Below are 21,206 nucleotides of genomic sequence, written 5' to 3' on the forward strand. Positions count from 1 at the left end.
AGCATCTTTTCTCCAGCGTTGGAGCTTGGCGAAAGCGATGGTGATAGCCAATCTCCCCACCTGTGGGGGAGATGTCCGGCAGGACAGAGAGGGCGCGAAGGAATGCGACCTTAGCCTGATCCCCGCTACTATCCTCAAATCATCTGCAGCCCGCGCTTGCGGGTCGGTGGCGGGAAGGCACGGTCGATGTCGGCGAAATCTTCCGAGGTGAGCTCGATGTCCAACGCAGCGACATTCTGGCGGACATGCTCTTGCCTGCCGGCCTTTGGAATGGCAATGACGCCGTCCTGTGCCATCACCCAGGCCAGCGCCAGCTGAGCCGCCGTGGCATTGTGGCGGGCGGCAATGGCTTCGAGCCTGGCGTTGCGCGCCAATACGCCCTGATCGACCGGCGAATAGGCCATCAGCGGAATGCCGCGCTGCCGGCTCCAGGGCACAAGGTCGAATTCCGGGCCGCGCTGGGACAGATTGTAGAGGATCTGGTTGGTCTGGACGCTGTCGCCAGCAGGCAGGCTGACCAGTTCCTCCATCTCATGGGTGTCGAAATTGCTGACGCCCCAGTGGCGGATCTTGCCGGCCTTTTTCAACGCCTCGAAGGCCTCGGCCGTTTCCGCCAGAGGCACGCTGCCGGGCCAATGCAGCAGATAGAGATCGATCCGGTCGGTGCGCAGATGCCTGAGGCTTCTGTCGCAGGCCGCCAGCACGCCGGTGCGCGAGGCGTTGGACGGCAGCACCTTGGAGACCAGGAACACCTCGTCGCGGCGCCCGGCAATGGCATCCGCCACCACCTCCTCGGCCCCGCCGCTGGCATACATTTCGGCGGTGTCGATCAGCATCATGCCGAGATCGAGCCCGAGCTTGAGCGCGTTGACCTCATCGGCGTGGCGGCGGGCGTCCTCACCCATTTTCCACGTGCCTTGACCAAGCACGGGAACGGCTTCGCCCGAGGGCAATGTGGTGGTTCTTATCGTTGCCGGCATGGCGCACTCCAGTCGAGACCGGATGGCACCACACCCTTCGGGAGAAATCCACCCCGGATTTCCCGCGATCTGCCTGGTGCTACTTCACCGGATGGGCGGCGAGCCAGGCCTGCATCTGCTTGATCTCGGCTTCCTGCGCGGCGATCACCGCTTCGGCCAGCTTGCGCATTTCCGGATCCTTGCCATTGGCAAGCTCGACCTTGGCCATGTCGATCGCCGCCTGGTGATGCGGGATCATGCCGCGGGCGAAATCGACATCGGCATTGCCGGAATGTTCGATCGCCATCATGGCGGTGTGCATCTTGTCCATCGCCGTCTTGTAGCCGTCGGTCGAGGGGCCTTGCGCGCCCATCGCGCCCATGTCGTGTTTCATCTCCTGGGCTTGCGACGGAATGCTTTCGAGGAAAACGGCAAGCAGCATTCCCGCCGCCATCAGCAGCAGCACGATCTTCTTGGCCAAGGTCATTCATTGTCTCCTTTTTGAACGAATTTCTATCTGGGGACTGGGCTCAGAGTTTCAACGTCCTGAGCCGCAACGCGTTGGTGATGACCGAAACCGAGGACAGGCTCATCGCCGCCGCCGCCAGCATCGGCGACAACAGCGTGCCGGTGAGCGGATAGAGCACGCCGGCGGCGACCGGCACGCCAAGCACGTTGTAGAGGAAGGCGAAGAACAGGTTCTGGCGGATGTTGCGGATCGTCGCCTGGGCGAGTGTGCGGGCCCGGGCGATGCCGTTGAGATCGCCCTTGACCAGCGTGATCCCAGCGCTTTCGACCGCTACATCGGCGCCGGTGCCCATGGCGATGCCGACATCGGCGGCGGCCAGCGCCGGCGCGTCGTTGACGCCGTCGCCGGCCATGGCGACGCCGGCGCCCCTGGCGCGCAACTCCCCGACCAGCGCGCTCTTCTGTTCCGGCAGCAGGCCGGCACGCACCTCGTCGATGCCGAGTTTGCTTGCGATGGCCTTCGCCGTGCGTTCGTTATCGCCGGTCGCCATGATGATCTTCAGGCCCCGGTCGTGCAGCGCCTTGATCGCCTCTGATGTCGTCGCCTTTATGGGGTCGGCGACGGCGACGATGCCGGCCAGTTTGTTGCCGACGGCGACGAACATCGCAGTCTTGCCCTCGGCCTGCAGCGTCTCGGCGCTGGTGGAGATAGATGCGATATCGATGCCGAGATCGGCCATCATCGCAGCGTTGCCGAGCGCGACCTTCTTTCCCGACACCGTGCCGGAAACGCCCTTGCCGGTGACCGCCTCGAAACCGCCGGCGTCGGGAATTTTTACCCCGCGCTCACTGGCACCTTCGACGATCGCCTCGGCCAGCGGATGCTCCGAGCCTTTTTCGAGGCCGGCGGCAAGTGCCAGCAGATCATCTTCCGTCATGCCCTCGGCGGCGATGACGTCCGTCACTCTCGGCCGGCCTTGGGTCAAGGTGCCGGTCTTGTCGACAATCAGCGTGTCGACCGAGGCAAAGCGTTCGAGCGCCTCGGCGTCCTTGATCAGCACGCCGGCATGCGCGCCGCGCCCTGTGGCGGTCATGATCGACATCGGCGTGGCAAGGCCCAGCGCGCAGGGACAGGCGATGATCAGCACCGAGACCGCCGAGACGATGGCAAAGATCAGGCTGGGTTGCGGCCCGAACATCGCCCAGGCGATGAACGCAACGATCGCAACCACCACGACGGCCGGGACGAAATAGAAGGAGACGCGGTCGGCCAGGCCCTGGATCGGCGCGCGCGAACGCTGCGCCTTGGCGACGAGCTCGACGATCCGCGCCAGCGTGGTTTCGGCGCCGATCCTCTCGGCACGCATGATCAGCGAACCGTTCTTGTTGAGCGTGCCGCCGGTGAGGGGGTCGCCTTCAGTCTTTTCGACCGGCAGCGGCTCGCCTGACAGCATCGATTCGTCGATGGAAGAGCGGCCTTCCAGCACGATGCCGTCGACCGGCACGGCATCGCCGGGGCGGATGCGCAGGCGATCGCCGGCCTTGACGGTGTCGAGCGGCACGTCGTTTTCGGAACCGTCCTCGCCAATCAGCCGCGCCGTCTTCGGCGCGAGGTCGAGCAGCGCGCGGATCGCCGAGCCGGTTTTTTCACGGGCGCGCAATTCCAGCACCTGGCCGAGGAAAACCAGCGCCACGATGACGGCGGCCGCCTCGAAATAGACCGGCACCGTGCCCTCATGACCGCGGAACTGGTGCGGAAATATGTCCGGGAACAGCGTGGCGACGACGCTGTAGAGATAGGCCGCACCAACACCAAGCGAAATCAGCGTCCACATGTTGGGGCTGCGGTTGAGAACCGAATCCCAGCCGCGGTGGAAGAAGGGAAAAGCGGCCCACAATACAACCGGGCTCGCCAGCGCCAGTTCCACCCAGACCTTCGCCGAATCCTCGATGAAGGCGCTAACCGTCATGCCAAGCATCGGGGCCATCGCGAATATCAGCAATGGCACGGACAATACGGCACTCACCCAGAAGCGCCTGGTGAAATCGACCAGTTCCGGGTTCGGTCCCTCTTCGCCGGTTGGCACGCCCATCGGTTCCAGGGCCATGCCGCAGATTGGGCAGGCGCCTGGCTTGTCGCGGACGATTTCCGGATGCATCGGGCAGGTGTATTGCGTGCCTTTCGGCATCGGCTGCGGCTCCGACCTGTCGCCAAGATACTTTGCCGGCTCTGCCTCGAATTTCACCTTGCAGCCGGCCGAGCAGAAATAGAAGCCCTGGCCTTCATGCCGGGAAAAGTGCTTCGCGGTGGCACGGTCGACATGCATGCCGCAGACCGGGTCGGTGGCGGTCAGGTAGTTTTCCGGCTTGGCCGTGAATTTCGAACGGCAGCGCTCGCTGCAGAAATGATAGCGATGGCCGCCATGCTCGGCTGTCGGCTTGCCGGCAGTCGGATCGACGGTCATGCCGCAGACCGGGTCGCGAATGACGGCTTCGGCGACGGACGGAACAGCTTTTGCCGCGCAGCAGCCGCTATGGGCGTGATGGTTATGGTCGGAATGCGTCATGCGGAAAGGCCTCTCTGTCTCGATCGTGAAAACGGAGGTAGTGCTTCCAGCGACTGGAAGGTCAAGGGCCAATTTCGACCCTTTCGTGCCGCGATGCATACCGGACGGCCTGGGAGAAAAAACGCACGCAACTGCTGCCATCGACGCCCGCCACTTTGGGCTTGGCAACATCGTCGAGCAAGACCATCTATCAGCCTGTTCCGGCGCTGTGCGTCCAGGACCAGTTCCTAGGCGGCAAGGCGATCGGATTTGCCAAGCCTGCTCAACTCGGAGCGGAGCGACCGGTGGGTTGCAATCGCATGGTCAAAAGACACAAGAAGACGGCATCTGCCGGCGGCGCCAGGAGGCGATCATCGAGTTGGACTACCGTGGAGAGCGTGTCCGTCCGCCCCATACCCAGCGCTGCGAAAACGCGCTATAGACGCCGCCAAAACGGCGAGGCCGAACGGCACTTATGGCAAGAATCTCTCTAAAGCTCGATGAACTGATCGACGGCGAAGCCTTGCGCCGCGAGATGACCGCGCTGACCGCGGCCACGGCAGGCGACGGCTCCGGCAAGGCTGAGCGCGCCGGTGTTCTCCAGCTTCTCAAGGGCAGGCTGGCCGCCGGCCGCAGCATCGCCGAACGCATGCTGATGGAGGACGGCAGCGGCACCGCCTGCGCCGCCCGGTTGTCGCATCTCATGGACGAGATCATCCGCGCGCTCTACGACTTCGCCGCCACCCATGTCTATCGCGTCAAAAACCCGTCTTCGGCCGAACGCATGGCCGTCGTCGCGGTCGGCGGCTACGGCCGCGGCACGCTGGCGCCGGGATCCGACATCGATCTCCTCTTCCTGCTGCCCTACAAGCAGACGCCATGGGGCGAGCAGATCGTCGAATACATGCTCTACATACTGTGGGATCTGGGGCTGAAGGTCGGTCACGCCACCCGCAACATCGACGAATGCCTGCGGCTGTCGCGCACCGACATCACCATCCGCACCTCGATCCTGGAAGCGCGTTTCCTGTGGGGCGAGCAGAAACTCTATGACGAGCTCTTGCAGCGTTTCGACCGCGAGGTGGTGCGCACGACCGGGCCCGAATATGTGCAGGCCAAGCTTGCCGAACGCGACGAGCGCCATGCCAAGGCAGGCGAAAGCCGCTATCTGGTCGAACCCAACGTCAAGGACGGCAAGGGCGGCCTGCGCGACCTGCAGACGCTGTTCTGGATCGGCAAGTATTTCTACCGGGTGCGCACCGGCGAGGAGCTGGTCGACAAGGGCGTCTTCACCGGCACCGAATACCGGGAATTCCAGAAGGCCGAGGACTTCCTGTGGGCGGTGCGCTGCCACATGCATTTCCTCACCGGCAAGGCCGAGGAACGGCTGCATTTCGACATCCAGCGCGAGATCGCCGAACGGCTGGGCTACACCACACATCCGGGCCTGTCGGCGGTCGAACGCTTCATGAAGCACTACTTCCTCGTCGCCAAGGATGTCGGGGATCTGACCCGCATCTTCTGCGCTGCGCTCGAGGAAGAGCAGGCCAAGCATGTGCCGGGCTTCAACCGTATCTTTCTCACCTTCTCGCGCCGCAAGCGCAAGCTTGCCGGCACGTCCGATTTCATTATCGACAACCATCGCATCAACATCGCCGACGACCTGGTGTTCGAGCGCGATCCGGTCAATCTCTTGAGGCTGTTCTGGTTTGCCGACAAGCACGGGCTGGAATTTCACCCCGATGCGCTGAAGCTGCTGACCCGTTCGCTCGGCCTCGTCGGCAAGGCGCTCAGACGCGACGAGGAAGCCAACCGGCTGTTCCTCGACATCTTGACGTCGGACCGCAACGCCGAACTCAATCTCAGGCGCATGAACGAGGCGGGATTGCTGGCAAAGCTGATCCCGGATTTCGGCAAGATCGTCGCCATGATGCAGTTCTCGATGTACCACCACTACACGGTGGACGAGCATTTGATCCGCTGTATCGGCGTGCTGGCCGAGATCGAGCGTGGCGACGGTGAAAAGATCCACCCGCTCGCCCACTCGCTGATGCCCGGGCTGAAGAAAAGCCGCGAGGCGCTCTATGTCGCGGTGCTTTTGCACGACATCGCCAAGGGGCGGCCGGAGGATCATTCCGAAGCGGGCGCTCGCATCGCGCGGCGCACCTGCCCGCATATGGGGCTGTCGGCGGCCGATACCGAAACAGTCGCCTGGCTGGTCGAGAACCATCTGATCATGTCGATGACGGCGCAAACGCGCGATCTCAACGACCGCAAGACGATCGAGGATTTTGCCGCGACCGTGCAGTCGGTCGAACGGCTGAAGCTGCTGCTCGTCCTCACCGTCTGCGATATCAGAGGCGTCGGGCCGGGCGTCTGGAACGGCTGGAAGGGGCAGTTGCTGCGCACGCTCTACTACGAGACCGAATTGCTGTTGACCGGCGGGTTTTCGGAGGTGTCGCGTGCGATGCGCACCGCGGCAGCCCGCGAAAAGCTGGCCGAGGCGCTCGCCGATTGGCCGGAAAAGGCCCGCAAGCGCTATGTCGCCAAGCACTACGAGAATTATCTGCTGACGGTCGATCTCGCCGACCAGCTTCGCCACGCCGAATTTATCCGCGAGGCGGATGCGGCGGGCAAGAAGCTCGCCACCGTGATCAAGACCCACCAGTTCGAGGCGGTGACCGAAATCACCGTGCTGGCGCAGGACCATCCCCGCCTGCTTTCGGTCATTGCCGGCGCCTGTGTGGCGGCCGGCGGCAACATCGTCGACGCGCAGATCTTCACCACCTCCGATGGCCGCGCGCTGGACACCATCCTGATCTCGAGGGAATTCGACCGCGACGAGGACGAACGCCGCCGCGCCGAGCGCGTCGGCCGGCTGATTGAGGACGTGCTGTCGGGCAAGAGCTGGCTGCCGGAGATGATCGAAAAGCGGACCAAGCCGCGGCGCGGCGCCAAGGTCTTCCGCATCCAGCCGCGCGCTGAAATCCGCAACACGCTGTCGAACCGGTTCTCGGTGATTGAGGTCGAGGGGCTGGATCGGCCGGGCCTGCTGTCCGAGATCACCCGGGCGTTGTCCGACCTGTCGCTCGACATCGCCTCGGCACACATCACCACTTTCGGCGAAAAGGTCATCGATACCTTCTATGTTACCGATCTCACCGGCCAGAAGATCGACAGCCCGACGCGCATGGCCGCCATCCAAAACAGGCTGATTGCGGTCCTCGAAGGCGCCGTGCCCGAACGCGGCGGCAAGGCCAAGGCCGCCGCCGAGTGAACGCCGTCCTCGATTTTTCCCGATCACCCAGGCAATCTGCACACACATGAGCCTTGTCAAGAAATTCGCGACGGTCGCTTCCGGCACGCTGATGAGCCGCGCGCTCGGCTTCGGCCGTGAGATGCTGATGGCGGCCGCACTCGGCACCGGGCCGATCGCCGACGCCTTCAACGCCGCCTTCCAGTTCCCCAACACCTTTCGCCGGCTGTTTGCCGAAGGCGCCTTCAACGCCGCCTTCGTGCCGCTCTTCGCCAAGGAGATCGAGACCCACGGCACCGATGGCGCCAAGCGCTTTTCGGAAGAGGTGTTCGGCGTGCTGTTCACGGCGCTGCTGGCGCTGACCATCGCCATGGAACTGGCGATGCCGCTGATCGTGCGCTACCTGGTGGCGCCGGGCTTTGCCGACACGCCGGGAAAGTTCGAAATGACGGTCCGGCTTGCGACCATCATGTTTCCCTACCTGATCTGCATGTCGCTCGGCGCCATGATGGCCGGCATGCTGAATTCGCTGCGCCGCTATTTCGCCGCCGCGGTGGCGCCGGTGTTCCTCAACATCATCCTGATCGGCGTGCTCGCCTATGCCTGGCACAAGGGATCTGACGCGCGCACCGTCGGCTTCGCACTGGCCTGGGGCGTGCTGGCGGCGGGGCTGGTGCAACTGGCGATCGTCTGGGTGGCGGTGCGCCATGCCGGCATCTCGATCGGTTTCCGCCGGCCAAAGATGACGCCCAATGTCAAGCGGCTGCTGATTCTGGCGCTGCCAGCGGCAATCACCGGCGGCATCACCCAGATCAACCAGCTGATCGGCACGGCGATCGCCTCGGCGCAGGACAGTGCGGTGTCGTCGCTCGCCTATGCCGACCGCATCTACCAGCTGCCGCTCGGCGTCGTCGGCGTCGCCGTCGCCATCGTGCTTCTGCCCGAACTGTCGCGGGCGCTGAAGTCAGGCAATCTGATCGAGGCGGCCAATCTGCAGAACCGGTCGGTGGAGTTCACGCTGTTCCTGACCTTGCCGGCGGCGGCGGCACTGCTGGTCATGTCGGAGCCGATCGTGGGGCTGGTCTACGAACGCGGGGCATTTGCCGCCAACAACTCGACGCCGATTGTGGCGGCGATCCTGGCGATCTTCGGCTTGGGCTTGCCGGCCTTCGTGCTGATCAAGGCGTTCACGCCCGGCTATTTCGCCCGCGAAGACACGCGCACGCCGATGATCTTCGCCGCCATCTCGGTGGCCGTGAACATCACCACCGCGCTGACGCTGTTTCCGTCGATGGGCGCGCCGGGCATCGCCGTCGCCTCGGCTGTCGCCGGCTGGGTCAATGCGCTGATGCTGCTCGGCGTGCTGATCCGGCGCGGCCATTGGGGCCGTGACGTGCCGCTCATGAGACGCATCCCACGGCTGGTGCTGTCGGCGGCGGTGATGGGGGCGGCGCTGTATTTTGCCGAGCACTGGTTTGCCGCCAGCCTCGCTTCCGGCTCGCCGCTGGTGGTGAAGGCGGCGACGCTGCTTGGGCTCGTCGCCGGCGGGGCGCTGCTTTATTTCGTCACCGCCTTCGTCACCGGGGGGGCGGATTTTGGCATGATCCGGCGCAGTATAGGGCGCAAGCGGCCTGCACCGGTCAAGGAACAGTCTCCAGATCCGTGAACCAAACCGTAGCGACCCCGTCGACAAGCATCAGTCTTCGCCGGACAATTCGTCATAGACCGGGCGCGGCAGCGGCTTACGTGCCTGCTCGCTCAGCTCAATACCGAACTCGGCCCGAAGTCGCGCCGCTGTCTCCAGTAGCGTCTCGCGGCCATGTCGGCGCTCCACAGCTTTCTCGTTGGAGATGGTCATCCATTTCTCGTCAGATCGTTTGCAGAATATATTCCACCCTATCATACGTATCGATGTCGGCGCTGCCCCTCATTGCCCTGCCGGGCATTTCTCCCCGTAAACGGGGAGAAAGTGGCTGGCGGCCCCTCGGCGCCCTTCCTGCAACGCTTGTCGTTGGCGAAACCGTCGACGACGGGGCTTTCTCCCCGTCACTATACGGGGAGAAATGCCCGGCAGGGCAATGAGGGGCAGCGCCGACCTGTCAAGCCGAGACAAGCGCTATAACCGCGGCGCCAACAACATCGAACATGCCATCCGACCTGAAGCAATTGCTCTGCCGCGATCGCCTACAGCCCCTTGATCCGCTCCCCGCTCTCGTCCATAAGCGCGCCGTCGAAAGACTTTCGCCGCGCGCGAAACGGCCCTCCACAAGCCAGGAAAATCCCATGACTGACTCCAATCAGCCCGTCTTCAATCAGCCTGCCTTCAAGCCGCTCGTCTTTTCCGGCGTCCAGCCGACCGGCAATCTGCATCTCGGCAACTATCTCGGCGCCATCAAGAAATTCGTCGCCCTGCAGGACACCTCCGATTGCATCTATTGCGTCGTCGACCTGCATTCGCTGACCGCGCAGCTCGTCCATGACGATCTCAGGGACCAGACGCGCTCGATCACCGCGGCGTTCCTCGCCTCCGGCATCGACCCGAACAAGCACATCGTCTTCAACCAGTCGCGGGTCATGCAGCACGCCGAGCTCGCCTGGATCTTCAACTGCGTGGCCCGTATCGGCTGGATGAACCGGATGACGCAGTTCAAGGACAAGGCCGGCAAGGATCGCGAGAACGCCTCGCTTGGGCTGCTCGCCTATCCGAGCCTGATGGCGGCCGACATCCTCGTCTACCGCGCCACCCATGTGCCGGTCGGCGATGACCAGAAGCAGCATCTGGAGCTGACACGCGACATCGCGCAAAAATTCAACAACGACTTCTCGGACCGCATCGCCGGCCTTGGCGTCGGCGTCGAGATGAAGGTCGGCGAGGAGACGGTGAACGGCTATTTCCCGCTGACCGAACCGATCATCGGCGGACCGGCGGCGCGCATCATGTCGCTGCGCGACGGCTCGAAGAAGATGTCGAAGTCGGATCCGTCGGACCTGTCGCGCATCAATCTGACCGACGATGCCGACACCATCTCCAAGAAGATCCGCAAGGCCAAGACCGACCCCGAGGCGCTGCCCGGGGAATTGGACGGCCTGGTCGGCCGGCCCGAAGCCGAAAACCTCGTCGGCATTTATGCAGGTCTCGCCGAGATCTCGAAGGAGGCGGTGCTGAAAGAGTTCGGCGGCCAGCAATTTTCGGTGTTCAAGCCGGCGCTGGCCGACCTTGCCGTGGAAAAGCTGGCGCCGGTCGCCGGCGAAATGCGCCGCATTTCCGATGATCGCGCCTATGTCGACGCGGTGCTCAGGGATGGCGGCGAGCGGGCCGGCGCCTTGGCCGAGGCGACGATGAAGACCGTGCGCGACATCATCGGCCTGCTGCAGGGCTAATCTGCACCAAGATCGCTACATCCGCCGGTCGCTTGCGGCCGGGCTGTGGCGGTGGCAGATTGCGACCGAAACCATCGAACAGGGTGAATATGGTCTCCAAACGCCTCAGCCGCGAAGCCGGCCATCGCCGCAAGTTCCTGGCGATCATCGACGACACGCCCGAATGCGAGCGGGCCGTCGTCTACGCCTCGAAACGCGCGCAGAGCACCAACGGCGTGCTGGTGCTGCTCTATGTGATCGAGCCCGACGATTTCCAGCATTGGCTGGGTGTCGAGAAGATCATGCGCGAGGAGGCCACCGCCACCGCGCGGGCGGCGCTTGATGCGTACGCCAACAAGGTGCGCCAGAAACTCGGCATCGAGCCGGAACTGGTGGTGCGCGAGGGCAAGCCGACGGAAGAGATCCACAAATTGATCGAGGAAGACCAGGATATCGCCATCCTCGTGCTGGCGGCCGGCGCCGGCAAGGAGGGGCCGGGGCCGCTGGTCGGTGCGGTTGCCGGCAAGGGCGCCGCCTTCCCGATCCCGGTGACGGTGGTGCCGCAGAACCTGTCGGACGAAGAAATCGACAGCCTGGCCTAAGGTTAAGTTGATATTCAGGTGAGGCCGGCCTGCGAACGGCGGCTTCCTGCGCTTCCGGTGCTCACGTACTTTAAGTACGCTCCGCTCCGGTTCTCGGAATCCACCATTCTCGGCGCGGCCTGACCTGAATCTCAACACACCTTGGCGCAAAATCCCTGGCCAGCGCAAAAATCGAAGTGCTACAGCCCTTGCACGTCCAATAAGGACGCGCGGCGCTGTAGAAGAAAATTCATTCTCTCGGGCGGCCGGCAATGGCTTTCGCTTGAATGTCCTGCCGATAAGGCCTATTTAGAATTATTCCAAACTATCTGCCCGAATGGGCACGGAGACATCCATGTTCATCCAGACCGAATCGACGCCAAATCCGGCAACATTGAAGTTCCTGCCCGGCAAGGAAGTGCTTGTCGAAGGCACCGCCGATTTCCGCGATGCCGACAGCGCCGCTACGGCTTCGCCGCTGGCCGGCCGCCTGTTCGAGATCCCCGGCGTCACCGGCGTCTTCTTCGGCTATGATTTCGTCACCGTGACCAAGGACGGTCCCGACTGGCAGCATCTGAAGCCGGCGATCCTCGGCGCCATCATGGAACACTTCATGTCCGGCGCGCCGGTGATGGCCAGGGCCGGCCCCGCCGCCGAGACCAGTCAGACCGGCGAATTCTACGACAAGGCCGACGAGGAGTTGGTCATCACCATCAAGGAACTGCTCGACACACGGGTGCGCCCGGCCGTCGCCCAGGACGGCGGCGACATCACCTTCCGCGGTTTCGAGAACGGCACCGTGTTCCTGCACATGAAGGGCGCCTGCGCCGGCTGCCCGTCATCGACGGCGACGCTGAAGCACGGCATCCAGAACCTGCTCCGGCATTTTGTGCCCGAGGTTCAGCAGGTCGAGCAAGTCTCTTAGAGACTCCGCTCAAAAATACGCTAATTCACCTTCACGCGATAACAAAACAAAAAACCGGGCCAAAGTGCCCGGTTTTCTGTTCTGGACGTCTGTTGTTGCCTAGACGGTCCGCATATGAAAGTTTTTACAGGACGATGACCTTGGCGCCGACCGAGGTGCGGTCGTAAAGGTCGATGATATCCTGGTTCATCAGCCGGATGCAGCCCGACGACATCGCCTTGCCGATCGAGTTCCACTCCGGGCTGCCATGCAGGCGGTAGCCCGAATCGCCGCCCTTGTTGAACAGATACAGGGCGCGCGCGCCGAGTGGGTTCGTCAATCCCGGCTCCATGCCGCCGGCAAACTTGGCGAGCTCCGGCTGGCGCCTGATCATCGCCGAAGGCGGCGTCCAGGTCGGCCATTCGCGCTTCGCCGCGATACGGGCGGTGCCGCGCCATTCAAAACCCTCGCGGCCGACGCCGATGCCGTAACGCATCGCCTCGCCGCCGCCCATGACGTAATAGAGAAACTTGTTCTGCGTATCGACGACGATGGTGCCCGGCTTTTCATCGGTGTCGTAGCTAACGACCTGCCGGCGGTACTTGAACGGCACCTTTTCGATCGGAATGCGCGGCAGTTGATAGCCCGCATCGGTCATCGGGCCGTAGTTGTTGGTGAATATCCGCGAGCCGATGGTGCTGCAACCAGCAATAGCCGTCGACAGCGCAAGTGCGGCGACGATTGCGAATGACTTCATGCGCATGAAAAGGTCCGATGCCCCACCCAAGAGATAGCGGCACGAGACGGCCGCCTTGTCGCCATCATTCATGCTGGCATTTGCTTTGCTTGCCAAGCGCGCGATGCCTATATGCAGGCGCTTACATGCGGGTAAGTCCGCAACTGTGGCTTTCCGGCAACGGCCTTCATAAGATTATGTAGGAAATTCAATGGGGCGGTCCGCCAGCCCGCCAGAAGTCGAGGAACTGTCATGAATGTCGGAGATGCCGCCCGCCGTTCCGGCCTGCCGGCCAAGACCATCCGCTACTATGAGGAGATCGGCCTGATCCGACCGCAGCGCGCCGGCAACGGCTACCGCGACTATTCGGGCGCCGACATCCACCGGCTGACTTTTCTGCGCCGCGCGCGCAATCTCGGCTTTTCCATCGACGACTGCCGCCAGCTGATGGCGCCTACCAGGACCGCAGCCGCGCCAGCCATGACGTGCGCGAGATCGCCGCCGCGCATGTGAGTGCAATCGAGGAGAAGGTGCGCGAGCTGCAGACTATGCGCTCGACCCTGCAGAAGCTGATCCATGCCTGCCACGGCGACGACCGACCTGACTGCCCGATCCTGGACGATATGGCGGGCGTTGCCTTGTCGCCGGATAAAGGCGTATCCGCACAGGTGTGAAGGTCTTTGACGTTTCGTGAGGAGGGGATTGATGATTTCGACAACCGTCGAACTGCGCACTGTCGAAGGCACTCAGGCGACCATGGGCTGGGCCGGCGGGCACACGATCGTCGTGACCGGCCTGAAGGCAAGGCTGGAGGGCTGGGGCTCGGCTTCAATGGCGCCCAGTTGCTGGCGCTGGCGATCTGAGGATGCTTCTGCAACGACCTTCGCTATGTCGTGGAGGAGATCGGCGTGGAGCTCGGAAAGATCACTGTCAGCGTTACAGTGAACCTCGAAGGCAAGCCTTTGCTGGCGACCTCGACAATCATGACGGATTCCTGCGAGGCACTGGACGGTTCCGATCCCCGGAAGATCATCGACAAGGCCAAGGCGATTACCGCGGTCAGCAATTCGCTGCGCCAGGGCGTGCCGGTTGCGATCGAGATGGCGGACGCGGGAAGGGCCTGACCCGTCTAAGGGATAATCGCCGCAGATGAATGAGCCGGTGCGCCGTCAACGCGACGAGACCAAGCGCTAGCTGCGGTGGTGCTATTCTTGCCGCCAGATCTTGTAGGCTGAGATCACCAGAATTGCCGCCAGCAGCGGGAGCAGGATTTGCTCGGGGACCACTCCAAGCAACTGCCCACCGATATATGTCCCGACAATCGAACCGGCAGCCATGGCCAGCAAGAACGCCTTGTTCCTGCCGATGACCGAAAAGCTTTGGTCGCGGCTGTAGCGCGTGAAGCCGACCAGCATCGTCGGCAGGCTTACCGCCAGCGATAGGGAGCCCGCCAGCTTGATGTCGGCACCGAACAGAAGGACAAGTGCCGGAATAAGCAGTTCGCCGCCTGCCACGCCGAGCAGGGATGCCACGACGCCGACGGCAAACCCTGCAATTATCCCGGCAACGATCAATGCGGCTCCGGTGACCGATTGCAATCCTGTAGCATCAGGATCATGACCGAAAACCAGGACAATCGCGATAAGGATCAGCAGCGCGGCAATCACCTTGTAAAGCGTTGCGGACTTGAGCCGCGTTGCCCATCCCGCCCCAAACCAAGCGCCTAGAAGGCTACCAGCCAAGAGATTGAGTATGATCGGCCATTGTTCGGCTATCGACGCTAGCGGCACCGTGGTGGCCCGGAATGGCAGCGCCGTAGCGACGACAACCAAGCCGGCGGCCTTGTTCAAGATCACGGCTTCAAGAGCGGCAAATCGAAACAGACCAATCAGGAACGGCAGACGAAATTCTGCACCGCCAAGGCCGATCAATCCGCCAAGCGAACCAACACCAGTTCCAACTGCAAATGCACCAAGGCCACGCCGCTCAATCATTGAACCGATATGCCGTGGCGAGACTGGGAATGCTAGCCGTTTTCCAGGATGGGTTGGTCAACTGCACAATCGCCTATTGGCGGCAGGGGTCAATGCTTGATGAAGCTACAGTGCCGATCAAGAGATACCGTCGACACGCTCGGCTATGGCGAATGCCTGTAGGTTCCTTGCCTTGCCGTGGTCTTCTTCGGCGTTGGCGATAATCGAGAAGAAGGCCGCACGGGCGATGTCCTTCTTTGAGGCGTTCGGGTGTTCCTTCCTGGCCGCTTTGATCAATTGCTTGGGTGCCATGTCAGGCGTCACGACCCGCATTAGGGGGTCGGCTATCGCCTGCATCTCGTCCGCGTTCATCATCCAAACTCCTTAGAGTCACCCGCATTCGCACAGTATCTCATATTCCTAATGTGTGGAAAACGTGCGGCGTCCGTTTGGGAACCAACCGAGATTTCACGTAAAAATCCACACACGCATCCGCCTTGGGTGCATCAAAAAGGCGGTGCAAACCGTGAACAAAGTCTGGCATGATGCCGCCATGCCAATCATCTCACCGATTCCTCTCAACCCTCTCATCGACGGCCGCCAGTCGGAACGCGCGATGCTGGTCAGGCGCGGCGTGCAGCGGCTGCTCAAGGAGATGGGCGCGCATGTGCTGCCCGAGCTGTCGCTGGCGACCGGGCGCCGTGCCGACCTCGTCGCGCTGACCCGCCAGGGTGACATCTGGATCATCGAGATCAAATCCTCGATCGAGGATTTCAGGGTCGACCGCAAATGGCCGGATTACCGGCTGCACTCCGACCGCTTCTTCTTCGCCACGCATCCCGGCGTGCCCTCGGAGATCTTTCCGCAGGAATGCGGCTTTATCCTCTCCGACGGCTACGGCGCCGAAATCCTGCGCGATGCGCCCGAGCACCGCTTGGCGGCGGCAACGCGCAAGGCGCTGATGCTGAGGATCGCGCGAGCGGGTGCATCGCGGCTGCTCGCGGCGGAACTCGCCGGTGTGGCTGTGCCAGCGCTGGACGGTGAAAGCGAATAGGAGTGCGCCGGTCGGCGACAAGCCTCGCACGTCGCCACCCAGCGTTGGCATCGGACCGTGCCTTTCTGCGGGCCTGCCGATCCCCTCGAGATGATTTTTGATCTTGCACCGATGATTTTCGCCTGCCTGCGCTGTCCTGATCAATAGGCGCTGGAATGGTCCGGTGGCGGAAAGAGAGGTGATCCATGGGATCGTTACAAGGTCAGAATGTCGTCGTCATCGGAGGAAGCCGGGGTGTCGGCCGCTCGATCGTGGAAGCCGCGCTTGGCGAAGGGGCAACAGTGCTTGCAGTTGCTCGTGGCACAGAAGCCCTGAAAGAGCTCTTCCGGGAGACATCAGGTGTGAAGACGCTGGCGGTCGACGCCACCAAAGAGACCGCACCCGATGCGGTTTTCGCCGCGCTTGAACCAGACGTCCTGGTGATCTGCGCCGGCGCCCTCGCTCCGTCCGCGCCCGTCCAGGAACAGAGCTGGGAGGACTTCTCGGCAAACTGGGAAATGGACGTCAAGGCATCGTTCCTGTTCTGCAAGGCGGCACTCCAGGGTCGGCTCAAGCCGGGGAGCCGGGTGGTTCTGATCTCCAGCGGCGCGGCATTCAGCGGCGGGCCGCCGAACTCTGGCGGCTATGCCGGCGCAAAACGCATGCAGCTGTTCCTCGCCGGTCATAGCCAGAAGGAATCGGACCGACTTGGTTTCGGCCTGCGTTTCATGGCGCTTTCGCCGGCGCGCATCATGCCGGGCACCGGCGTCGGCGATCGCGGCATCGACGGCATTTCGGCCTATATGGGCATTAGCCCGGCGGACTTCCTGGCGGGCATGACCGACATGCAGACTCCGGCCGATGTCGCACGGGCTGTAGTCGCGCTCGCCACCGGCCAAGCGCAGGGCTGCTCCTTCGTGGTGAGCGGCAGCGGACTTGCGGCGGCGGCATGAGGCGCGCAGGATGCCAGCCGACTTCAGCACCGCGGGCTTCCTATGACAGACGCTCCTGGCCCTGTTGAGCCATTGGGCCTGCCGGTCCTCGATCGGCTGGCCTTCGAGCGCTTGACAGTGGCTCATCGCCGCGAGCTCAAGCTCCACTGCTACCGGATGATGGGCTCGTTGCACGAGGCGGACGACCTCGTGCAGGACACTTTCCTGCGGGCGTGGCGCGCACGGTCGCAGTTCGACGGACGAGGCTCGGTTCGCGGCTGGCTCTACACAATCGCCACCAATAGCTGCCTCAACGCCATCAAGGCGAGGTCGACGGCGCATCGCATTCTCCAGCAACCCGAACGGCCGCCCTCCAACGGGCGGGCCGTCGGCGGGCCTGCCGAACTCACCTGGCTGGAGCCCTATCCGGACGCCGAGCTTCCGGACCTCGTTGACGGCGAGCCCGGCCCGGAAGCGCGCTACGAGACCCGTGAAGCGGTGCAACTTGCCTTCGTCGCGGCGATCCAGCTTCTGCCGCCCAGGCAGCGGGCCGCCCTGTTGCTTTGCGACGTGCTGGGGTGGTCTGCGGTCGAGACGGCGCAATTGCTGGGTGGATCGGCCGCTTCGATCAACAGCGCCTTGCAGCGGGCCCGCGCGACGCTTGGCGAGCGATACCCTCAGGGACGCCCCGTGCAGCGGTCACGGTCCAGTCCGGAGGAGGGCCTGCTGCTCGAACGCTACATGCGTGCCTGGCAGACCGCCAACCTCGACGGCTTCATCGAACTCTTGAGGGAGGACGCCACCTACCACATGCCGCCATGGCGGGAATGGTACCAGGGGCGCAAGGCGATCCGCGATTTCATCGAGACCGTGTGGGGCAATTTTGCCGGCTATCGCACGGTGGCCACCCGAGCCAACGGCCAGCCCGCTGTCGGGGTCTATGCACTGGACCATCCTGACCGTGTATGGCGACCCCACTCGCTGCATGTCATTGAGCCCGCCGACGGCAAAATCGTTTCCCTGACGATCTATGTGCCGCCGCTCGGGCCCGAACTGTTTGCAGCCTTCGGCCTGCCGCCGGTCTAGTCCGCTTCCGCCTCGCCCGCCGCCGGCGCGATCAGCAGCACGGCGGCGCCAAGCAGTGCCGCGATGAGCGATCCGGCCAGGATGCCGACCTTGACCGCGTCCTGCAGCTCGACGTTGCTGGCGAAGGCGAGCAGGCCGATGAACAGGCTCATGGTGAAGCCGATGCCGCAGAGCAGCGAAATGCCGATCATGTGCAGCCAGCCGGCATTGACCGGCAGGTCGGCGAAGCCGAGCCGGATGGCAAGCGCGGAAGAACCGAATACGCCGACCAGCTTGCCGGCGACGAGGCCGGCGGCGACGCCCAGCGTCAGCGGCTGGACCAGGGTGGCTGCGCTCAGGCCGGCGAGCGAGACGCCGGCATTGGCGAAGCCGAAGATCGGGATGACGACGAAGGGCACTATTCTGTGCAGGCCGTGCTCAAGCCGATGCAGCGGCGAATGTTCGAGATCTTGTCCGACGCCCGGGGAGACTTTCAAAGGTATGGTCAGGGCCAGCGCCACGCCGGCGAGCGTGGCATGGACGCCCGATTTCAGCACCAGCACCCACAGCACGACACCAAGCAACAGATAGGGCAGCAGCGTCAGCACCTTCATGCGGTTGAGAACGACGAGCAGAGCGATGACGGCGAAGGCAGCGCCGAGATAGGCGAGCGACAGGCCGCTCGTGTAGAACACCGCGATGATGATCACGGCGCCAAGGTCGTCGATGATGGCGAGCGCGGTGAGGAATACCTTCAGCGACCCCGGCACGCGGCTGCCGAGCAGCGACAGCACGCCAAGCGCAAACGCGATGTCGGTGGCGGTCGGGATCGCCCAGCCGGACAGAGCGGCTGGGTTGTCGCGGTTGATGGCGACATAGACAAGTGCTGGCACCAGCATGCCGCCGGCAGCGGCGATGCCGGGCAGGGCGCGGCGTGGCCAGGTCGAGAGCTGGCCGTCCAGCATCTCGCGCTTGATCTCCAGGCCGACCAGCAGGAAGAACACGGCCATCAGGCCGTCATTGATCCAGTGCGATACGCTGAGTGGTCCCAGATAGGCGTGAAGGGCATCGAAATAGGTTTCGGCCAGCGGCGAATTGGCCACAACCAGGGCCAATGCCGCGGCTGCCATCAGGACGATGCCGCCTGCCGCCTCGCTGGCTAGGAATTCGCGAAAAATGGAGATCGGCCGCGGCTTCTGGTCCTGCATGTCGTCTCCGTCCTATCGGCCGGCAGGGCCGGTGTCGCCTCGTGCGATGATGCGCAAACACCAATGGCAGGGCAAGTCTCTACAGCGCCGCGTATCCTTTAGGGCGGGCAAAGGACGCTGTAGCACTTTGCTTTTGCGCTTAATCGCCAGCGACAACCGATTCCGCCATTCGCCGACACGAACCTTCGGCTCGGTTAGGCGTCAGCGCGGCGCGCGCTTGGCGAGTATCCGCTGCAGCGTGCGGCGATGCATGTTAAGCCGGCGCGCGGTCTCGGAGACGTTGCGGTCGCACATTTCGTAGACGCGCTGGATGTGCTCCCAGCGCACGCGGTCGGCCGACATCGGATTTTCGGGCGGTGCGGCGCGTTCACCCGCCGTGCGGGTAAGGGCCGCGAAAATGTCGTCGGCATCGGCCGGCTTCGACAGATAGTCAATGGCTCCCAGCTTCACCGCCGTCACCGCGGTGGCGATGTTGCCGTAGCCGGTGAGGATGATGGCGCGGGCGTCGTCGCGCTTCTCGCGGATGGCGGCGACGACGTCGAGGCCGTTGCCGTCGGCGAGCCGCATGTCGACCACGGCGTAGGCGGGCGGATTGGCGCGCGCCTTGGCCACCGCCTCCTCGACGCTCTCGGCCGTCTCGACCACGAAGCCCCTGGCTTCCATGGCGCGGGCCAGGCGCGTGAGGAACGGCTTGTCGTCGTCGACGATCAACAGCGAGGTGTCCTCGCCTTCAACCATTGCGCCAATCGGTTCGTCGCCGTTCATCGTCTTGAAGTTCCTGCTGCCTGATTTTTACGCAAATATAGTTTTGGAGCGCTATTGTCCAATTCAAGCCGTGTCAAACATGGTGGCCGAAGCCGATTCAGGATTGAGGAAGACGCTGCGCGGCCACGATATCTGCACGACGGCGCCCTCGCCCGGTTCGTTTGAATTGCGGAAATCGAGCGTAGCCCCCGAGCGTTCAAGCAAGGTCTTGGCGATGAACAGCCCCAGTCCCAGGCCGCCGCCGGCCTCGGTGCCCTGGCGCGTCGACATATAGGGCTCGCCGATGCGGTCGATGATTTCGGGAGGGAAACCCGGCCCGTCGTCAATGATCGAGAAGGTGACGGCAGCCTCGTTCCAGCTCCAGCGCACGGTGACGGCCTTGCGGGCAAAATCGACGGCGTTCTCGACCAGATTGCCGAGGCCGTAGATGACGCCGGGATTGCGCCGCCCAACCGGTTCGGGGCCGATGCGCTCGCCGGGGCGAAGCTTGATCGAGATGCCGAAATCGCGGTGCGGGGCCGTCATCTCCTCAACCAGCGAAGTTAGCGGCATGCGGGAGAGATGCGCCTCGCCCTCGGATGACAGGCTGGTCAGGCGCTTGAGGATTTCGCGGCAACGCTCGCTCTGCGAGCGCAGCAGCGTCACGTCCTCGCCGTATTTCGGATCGTTGCGGAGCGCCTTCTCCATCTCCTTGGCGACAAGCGTGATGGTGGCAAGCGGCGTGCCGAGCTCATGCGCGGCGGCGGCGGCAAGGCCGTCCAGCGCCGACAAATGCTGCTCGCGCTGCAGCACCAGCTCGGTGGCGGCAAGCGCGTTGGCGAGCAGCCGGGCTTCCTCGGCCACGCGGAAGGCGTAGATCGCGGTGAAGGCGATCGAGGAAAACACCGCCATCCACATGCCGGCGACGTAGATGAACGGCATCTCCAGCGGCGCACCCTCGTACCAGGGCAGCGGCAGATGGAAGAAGACCAGCAGGCTCGCCGCCACCATCACCAGCGCGCCGAGGATGGCGGTCAGGCGCAGCGGCAGCGACGTCGCCGAGATGACCACGGGCACGGTCACCAGCACTGAAAACGGATTGGTGAGGCCGCCGGTCAGATAAAGCAGGCCGGCAAGCTGCAGGCTGTCGATGGTCAGGATGGCGAAAGCCGGCAGCGGGGTCAGCCGATGCGCAGCCGGATAACGGAAGGTCAGCAACAGGTTCATCCAGGCCGAACAGGCGATCAGCGCGAAGCAGGGGCTGACGGGCAGCGGGAACTTCAGCCCATAGGCAACGACGATAACCGCCAGGCTCTGGCCGACGATGGCAAGCCAGCGCAGCCTGATCAGCGTGTTGAGGCGCAGCCGCTGGCTTTGCTGGAAGTCGGGCGCCCGCAGGATGTTTATCATGGCCAAGGATTTATAGCCGGAAAAGGATAAA

19 protein-coding genes and 1 pseudogene are annotated in these 21,206 nt (G+C 63.6%); 10 read left to right on the forward strand and 10 right to left on the reverse strand.

Annotated features, from left to right (window positions below):
• Window positions 1–134 precede the first annotated feature (134 nt).
• The 3 genes from AC0L14_RS03060 to AC0L14_RS03070 form a co-directional block, all read right to left on the reverse strand.
• The gene (locus tag AC0L14_RS03060) at window positions 135–980 is read right to left on the reverse strand and encodes an aldo/keto reductase (RefSeq protein ID WP_473748612.1); all 846 of its coding nucleotides are present in this window, start codon (window positions 978–980) and stop codon (window positions 135–137) included.
• A 79-nt stretch (window positions 981–1,059) separates the two neighbouring features.
• Complete coding sequence (gene copM / locus AC0L14_RS03065) at window positions 1,060–1,446, reverse strand: CopM family metallochaperone (RefSeq protein ID WP_473748613.1); 387 nt, start codon at window positions 1,444–1,446, stop codon at window positions 1,060–1,062.
• Window positions 1,447–1,489: 43 nt separating this feature from the next.
• Window positions 1,490–3,994 carry a heavy metal translocating P-type ATPase gene (locus tag AC0L14_RS03070; RefSeq protein WP_473748615.1) on the reverse strand — a complete coding sequence of 835 codons (2,505 nt, stop codon included), beginning with the start codon at window positions 3,992–3,994 and terminating at the stop codon, window positions 1,490–1,492.
• 454 nt (window positions 3,995–4,448) lie between these two features.
• Between AC0L14_RS03070 and AC0L14_RS03075 the strand changes: the two genes are divergently transcribed.
• Window positions 4,449–7,250 carry a [protein-PII] uridylyltransferase gene (locus tag AC0L14_RS03075; protein ID WP_473748616.1) on the forward strand — a complete coding sequence of 934 codons (2,802 nt, stop codon included), beginning with the start codon at window positions 4,449–4,451 and terminating at the stop codon, window positions 7,248–7,250.
• Between the two features lie 46 nt (window positions 7,251–7,296).
• Window positions 7,297–8,895 carry a murein biosynthesis integral membrane protein MurJ gene (gene murJ / locus AC0L14_RS03080; protein WP_473748617.1) on the forward strand — a complete coding sequence of 533 codons (1,599 nt, stop codon included), beginning with the start codon at window positions 7,297–7,299 and terminating at the stop codon, window positions 8,893–8,895.
• A 30-nt stretch (window positions 8,896–8,925) separates the two neighbouring features.
• Here the strand turns inward: murJ and AC0L14_RS03085 are convergent, their stop codons facing one another.
• Window positions 8,926–9,087 carry a hypothetical protein gene (locus AC0L14_RS03085; RefSeq protein ID WP_473748619.1) on the reverse strand — a complete coding sequence of 54 codons (162 nt, stop codon included), beginning with the start codon at window positions 9,085–9,087 and terminating at the stop codon, window positions 8,926–8,928.
• A 425-nt stretch (window positions 9,088–9,512) separates the two neighbouring features.
• Between AC0L14_RS03085 and trpS the strand changes: the two genes are divergently transcribed.
• From trpS to AC0L14_RS03100, 3 genes are all read left to right on the forward strand, one after another.
• Window positions 9,513–10,610 carry a tryptophan--tRNA ligase gene (trpS, locus tag AC0L14_RS03090; RefSeq protein ID WP_473748620.1) on the forward strand — a complete coding sequence of 366 codons (1,098 nt, stop codon included), beginning with the start codon at window positions 9,513–9,515 and terminating at the stop codon, window positions 10,608–10,610.
• A gap of 89 nt (window positions 10,611–10,699) precedes the next feature.
• Window positions 10,700–11,191 carry a universal stress protein gene (locus tag AC0L14_RS03095; protein ID WP_095493836.1) on the forward strand — a complete coding sequence of 164 codons (492 nt, stop codon included), beginning with the start codon at window positions 10,700–10,702 and terminating at the stop codon, window positions 11,189–11,191.
• A 334-nt stretch (window positions 11,192–11,525) separates the two neighbouring features.
• Window positions 11,526–12,095 carry a NifU family protein gene (locus AC0L14_RS03100; RefSeq protein ID WP_287138436.1) on the forward strand — a complete coding sequence of 190 codons (570 nt, stop codon included), beginning with the start codon at window positions 11,526–11,528 and terminating at the stop codon, window positions 12,093–12,095.
• Window positions 12,096–12,219: 124 nt separating this feature from the next.
• Here the strand turns inward: AC0L14_RS03100 and AC0L14_RS03105 are convergent, their stop codons facing one another.
• Window positions 12,220–12,837 (reverse strand): L,D-transpeptidase, encoded by a 618-nt coding sequence (locus AC0L14_RS03105; RefSeq protein WP_473545279.1) that lies wholly within the window; start codon window positions 12,835–12,837, stop codon window positions 12,220–12,222.
• A gap of 225 nt (window positions 12,838–13,062) precedes the next feature.
• Between AC0L14_RS03105 and cueR the strand changes: the two are divergent.
• Together cueR and AC0L14_RS03115 are read left to right on the forward strand one after the other, a co-directional pair.
• A pseudogene (cueR, locus tag AC0L14_RS03110) lies at window positions 13,063–13,484 on the forward strand (Cu(I)-responsive transcriptional regulator).
• A gap of 234 nt (window positions 13,485–13,718) precedes the next feature.
• On the forward strand, window positions 13,719–13,934 hold the full coding sequence (locus AC0L14_RS03115) for a hypothetical protein (RefSeq protein ID WP_473748623.1): 216 nt from the start codon (window positions 13,719–13,721) through the stop codon (window positions 13,932–13,934).
• An 81-nt stretch (window positions 13,935–14,015) separates the two neighbouring features.
• Here the strand turns inward: AC0L14_RS03115 and AC0L14_RS03120 are convergent, their stop codons facing one another.
• Together AC0L14_RS03120 and AC0L14_RS03125 are read right to left on the reverse strand one after the other, a co-directional pair.
• The gene (locus AC0L14_RS03120) at window positions 14,016–14,804 is read right to left on the reverse strand and encodes a TSUP family transporter (protein WP_473748625.1); all 789 of its coding nucleotides are present in this window, start codon (window positions 14,802–14,804) and stop codon (window positions 14,016–14,018) included.
• Window positions 14,805–14,921: 117 nt separating this feature from the next.
• Complete coding sequence (locus AC0L14_RS03125; RefSeq protein ID WP_473748626.1) at window positions 14,922–15,155, reverse strand: hypothetical protein; 234 nt, start codon at window positions 15,153–15,155, stop codon at window positions 14,922–14,924.
• Window positions 15,156–15,336: 181 nt separating this feature from the next.
• On the opposite strand from AC0L14_RS03125, the gene AC0L14_RS03130 reads away from it, so the two are divergent.
• The 3 genes from AC0L14_RS03130 (at window position 15,337) to AC0L14_RS03140 (ending at window position 17,834) form a co-directional block, all read left to right on the forward strand.
• Entirely contained in the window at window positions 15,337–15,837 is a 501-nt protein-coding gene (locus AC0L14_RS03130; RefSeq protein ID WP_473748697.1) for an MmcB family DNA repair protein, read from the forward strand.
• Between the two features lie 185 nt (window positions 15,838–16,022).
• The gene (locus tag AC0L14_RS03135) at window positions 16,023–16,769 is read left to right on the forward strand and encodes an SDR family NAD(P)-dependent oxidoreductase (protein ID WP_473748628.1); all 747 of its coding nucleotides are present in this window, start codon (window positions 16,023–16,025) and stop codon (window positions 16,767–16,769) included.
• Window positions 16,770–16,811: 42 nt separating this feature from the next.
• Window positions 16,812–17,834: an RNA polymerase subunit sigma-70 gene (locus AC0L14_RS03140; RefSeq protein ID WP_473748629.1), complete on the forward strand. Its 1,023-nt coding sequence runs from the start codon at window positions 16,812–16,814 to the stop codon at window positions 17,832–17,834.
• Here AC0L14_RS03140 and nhaA read toward each other — a convergent pair.
• From nhaA to AC0L14_RS03155, 3 genes are all read right to left on the reverse strand, one after another.
• Entirely contained in the window at window positions 17,831–19,021 is a 1,191-nt protein-coding gene (gene nhaA / locus AC0L14_RS03145) for a Na+/H+ antiporter NhaA (RefSeq protein ID WP_473748631.1), read from the reverse strand. The genes AC0L14_RS03140 and nhaA overlap by 4 nt on opposite strands.
• A 201-nt stretch (window positions 19,022–19,222) precedes the next feature.
• On the reverse strand, window positions 19,223–19,786 hold the full coding sequence (locus tag AC0L14_RS03150) for an ActR/PrrA/RegA family redox response regulator transcription factor (RefSeq protein ID WP_123146405.1): 564 nt from the start codon (window positions 19,784–19,786) through the stop codon (window positions 19,223–19,225).
• A gap of 63 nt (window positions 19,787–19,849) precedes the next feature.
• Complete coding sequence (locus AC0L14_RS03155; RefSeq protein WP_473748698.1) at window positions 19,850–21,175, reverse strand: ActS/PrrB/RegB family redox-sensitive histidine kinase; 1,326 nt, start codon at window positions 21,173–21,175, stop codon at window positions 19,850–19,852.
• Between the last annotated feature and the right edge of the window lie 31 nt (window positions 21,176–21,206).

The sequence above is a fragment of the Mesorhizobium sp. WSM4841 genome (genome assembly GCF_055811515.1).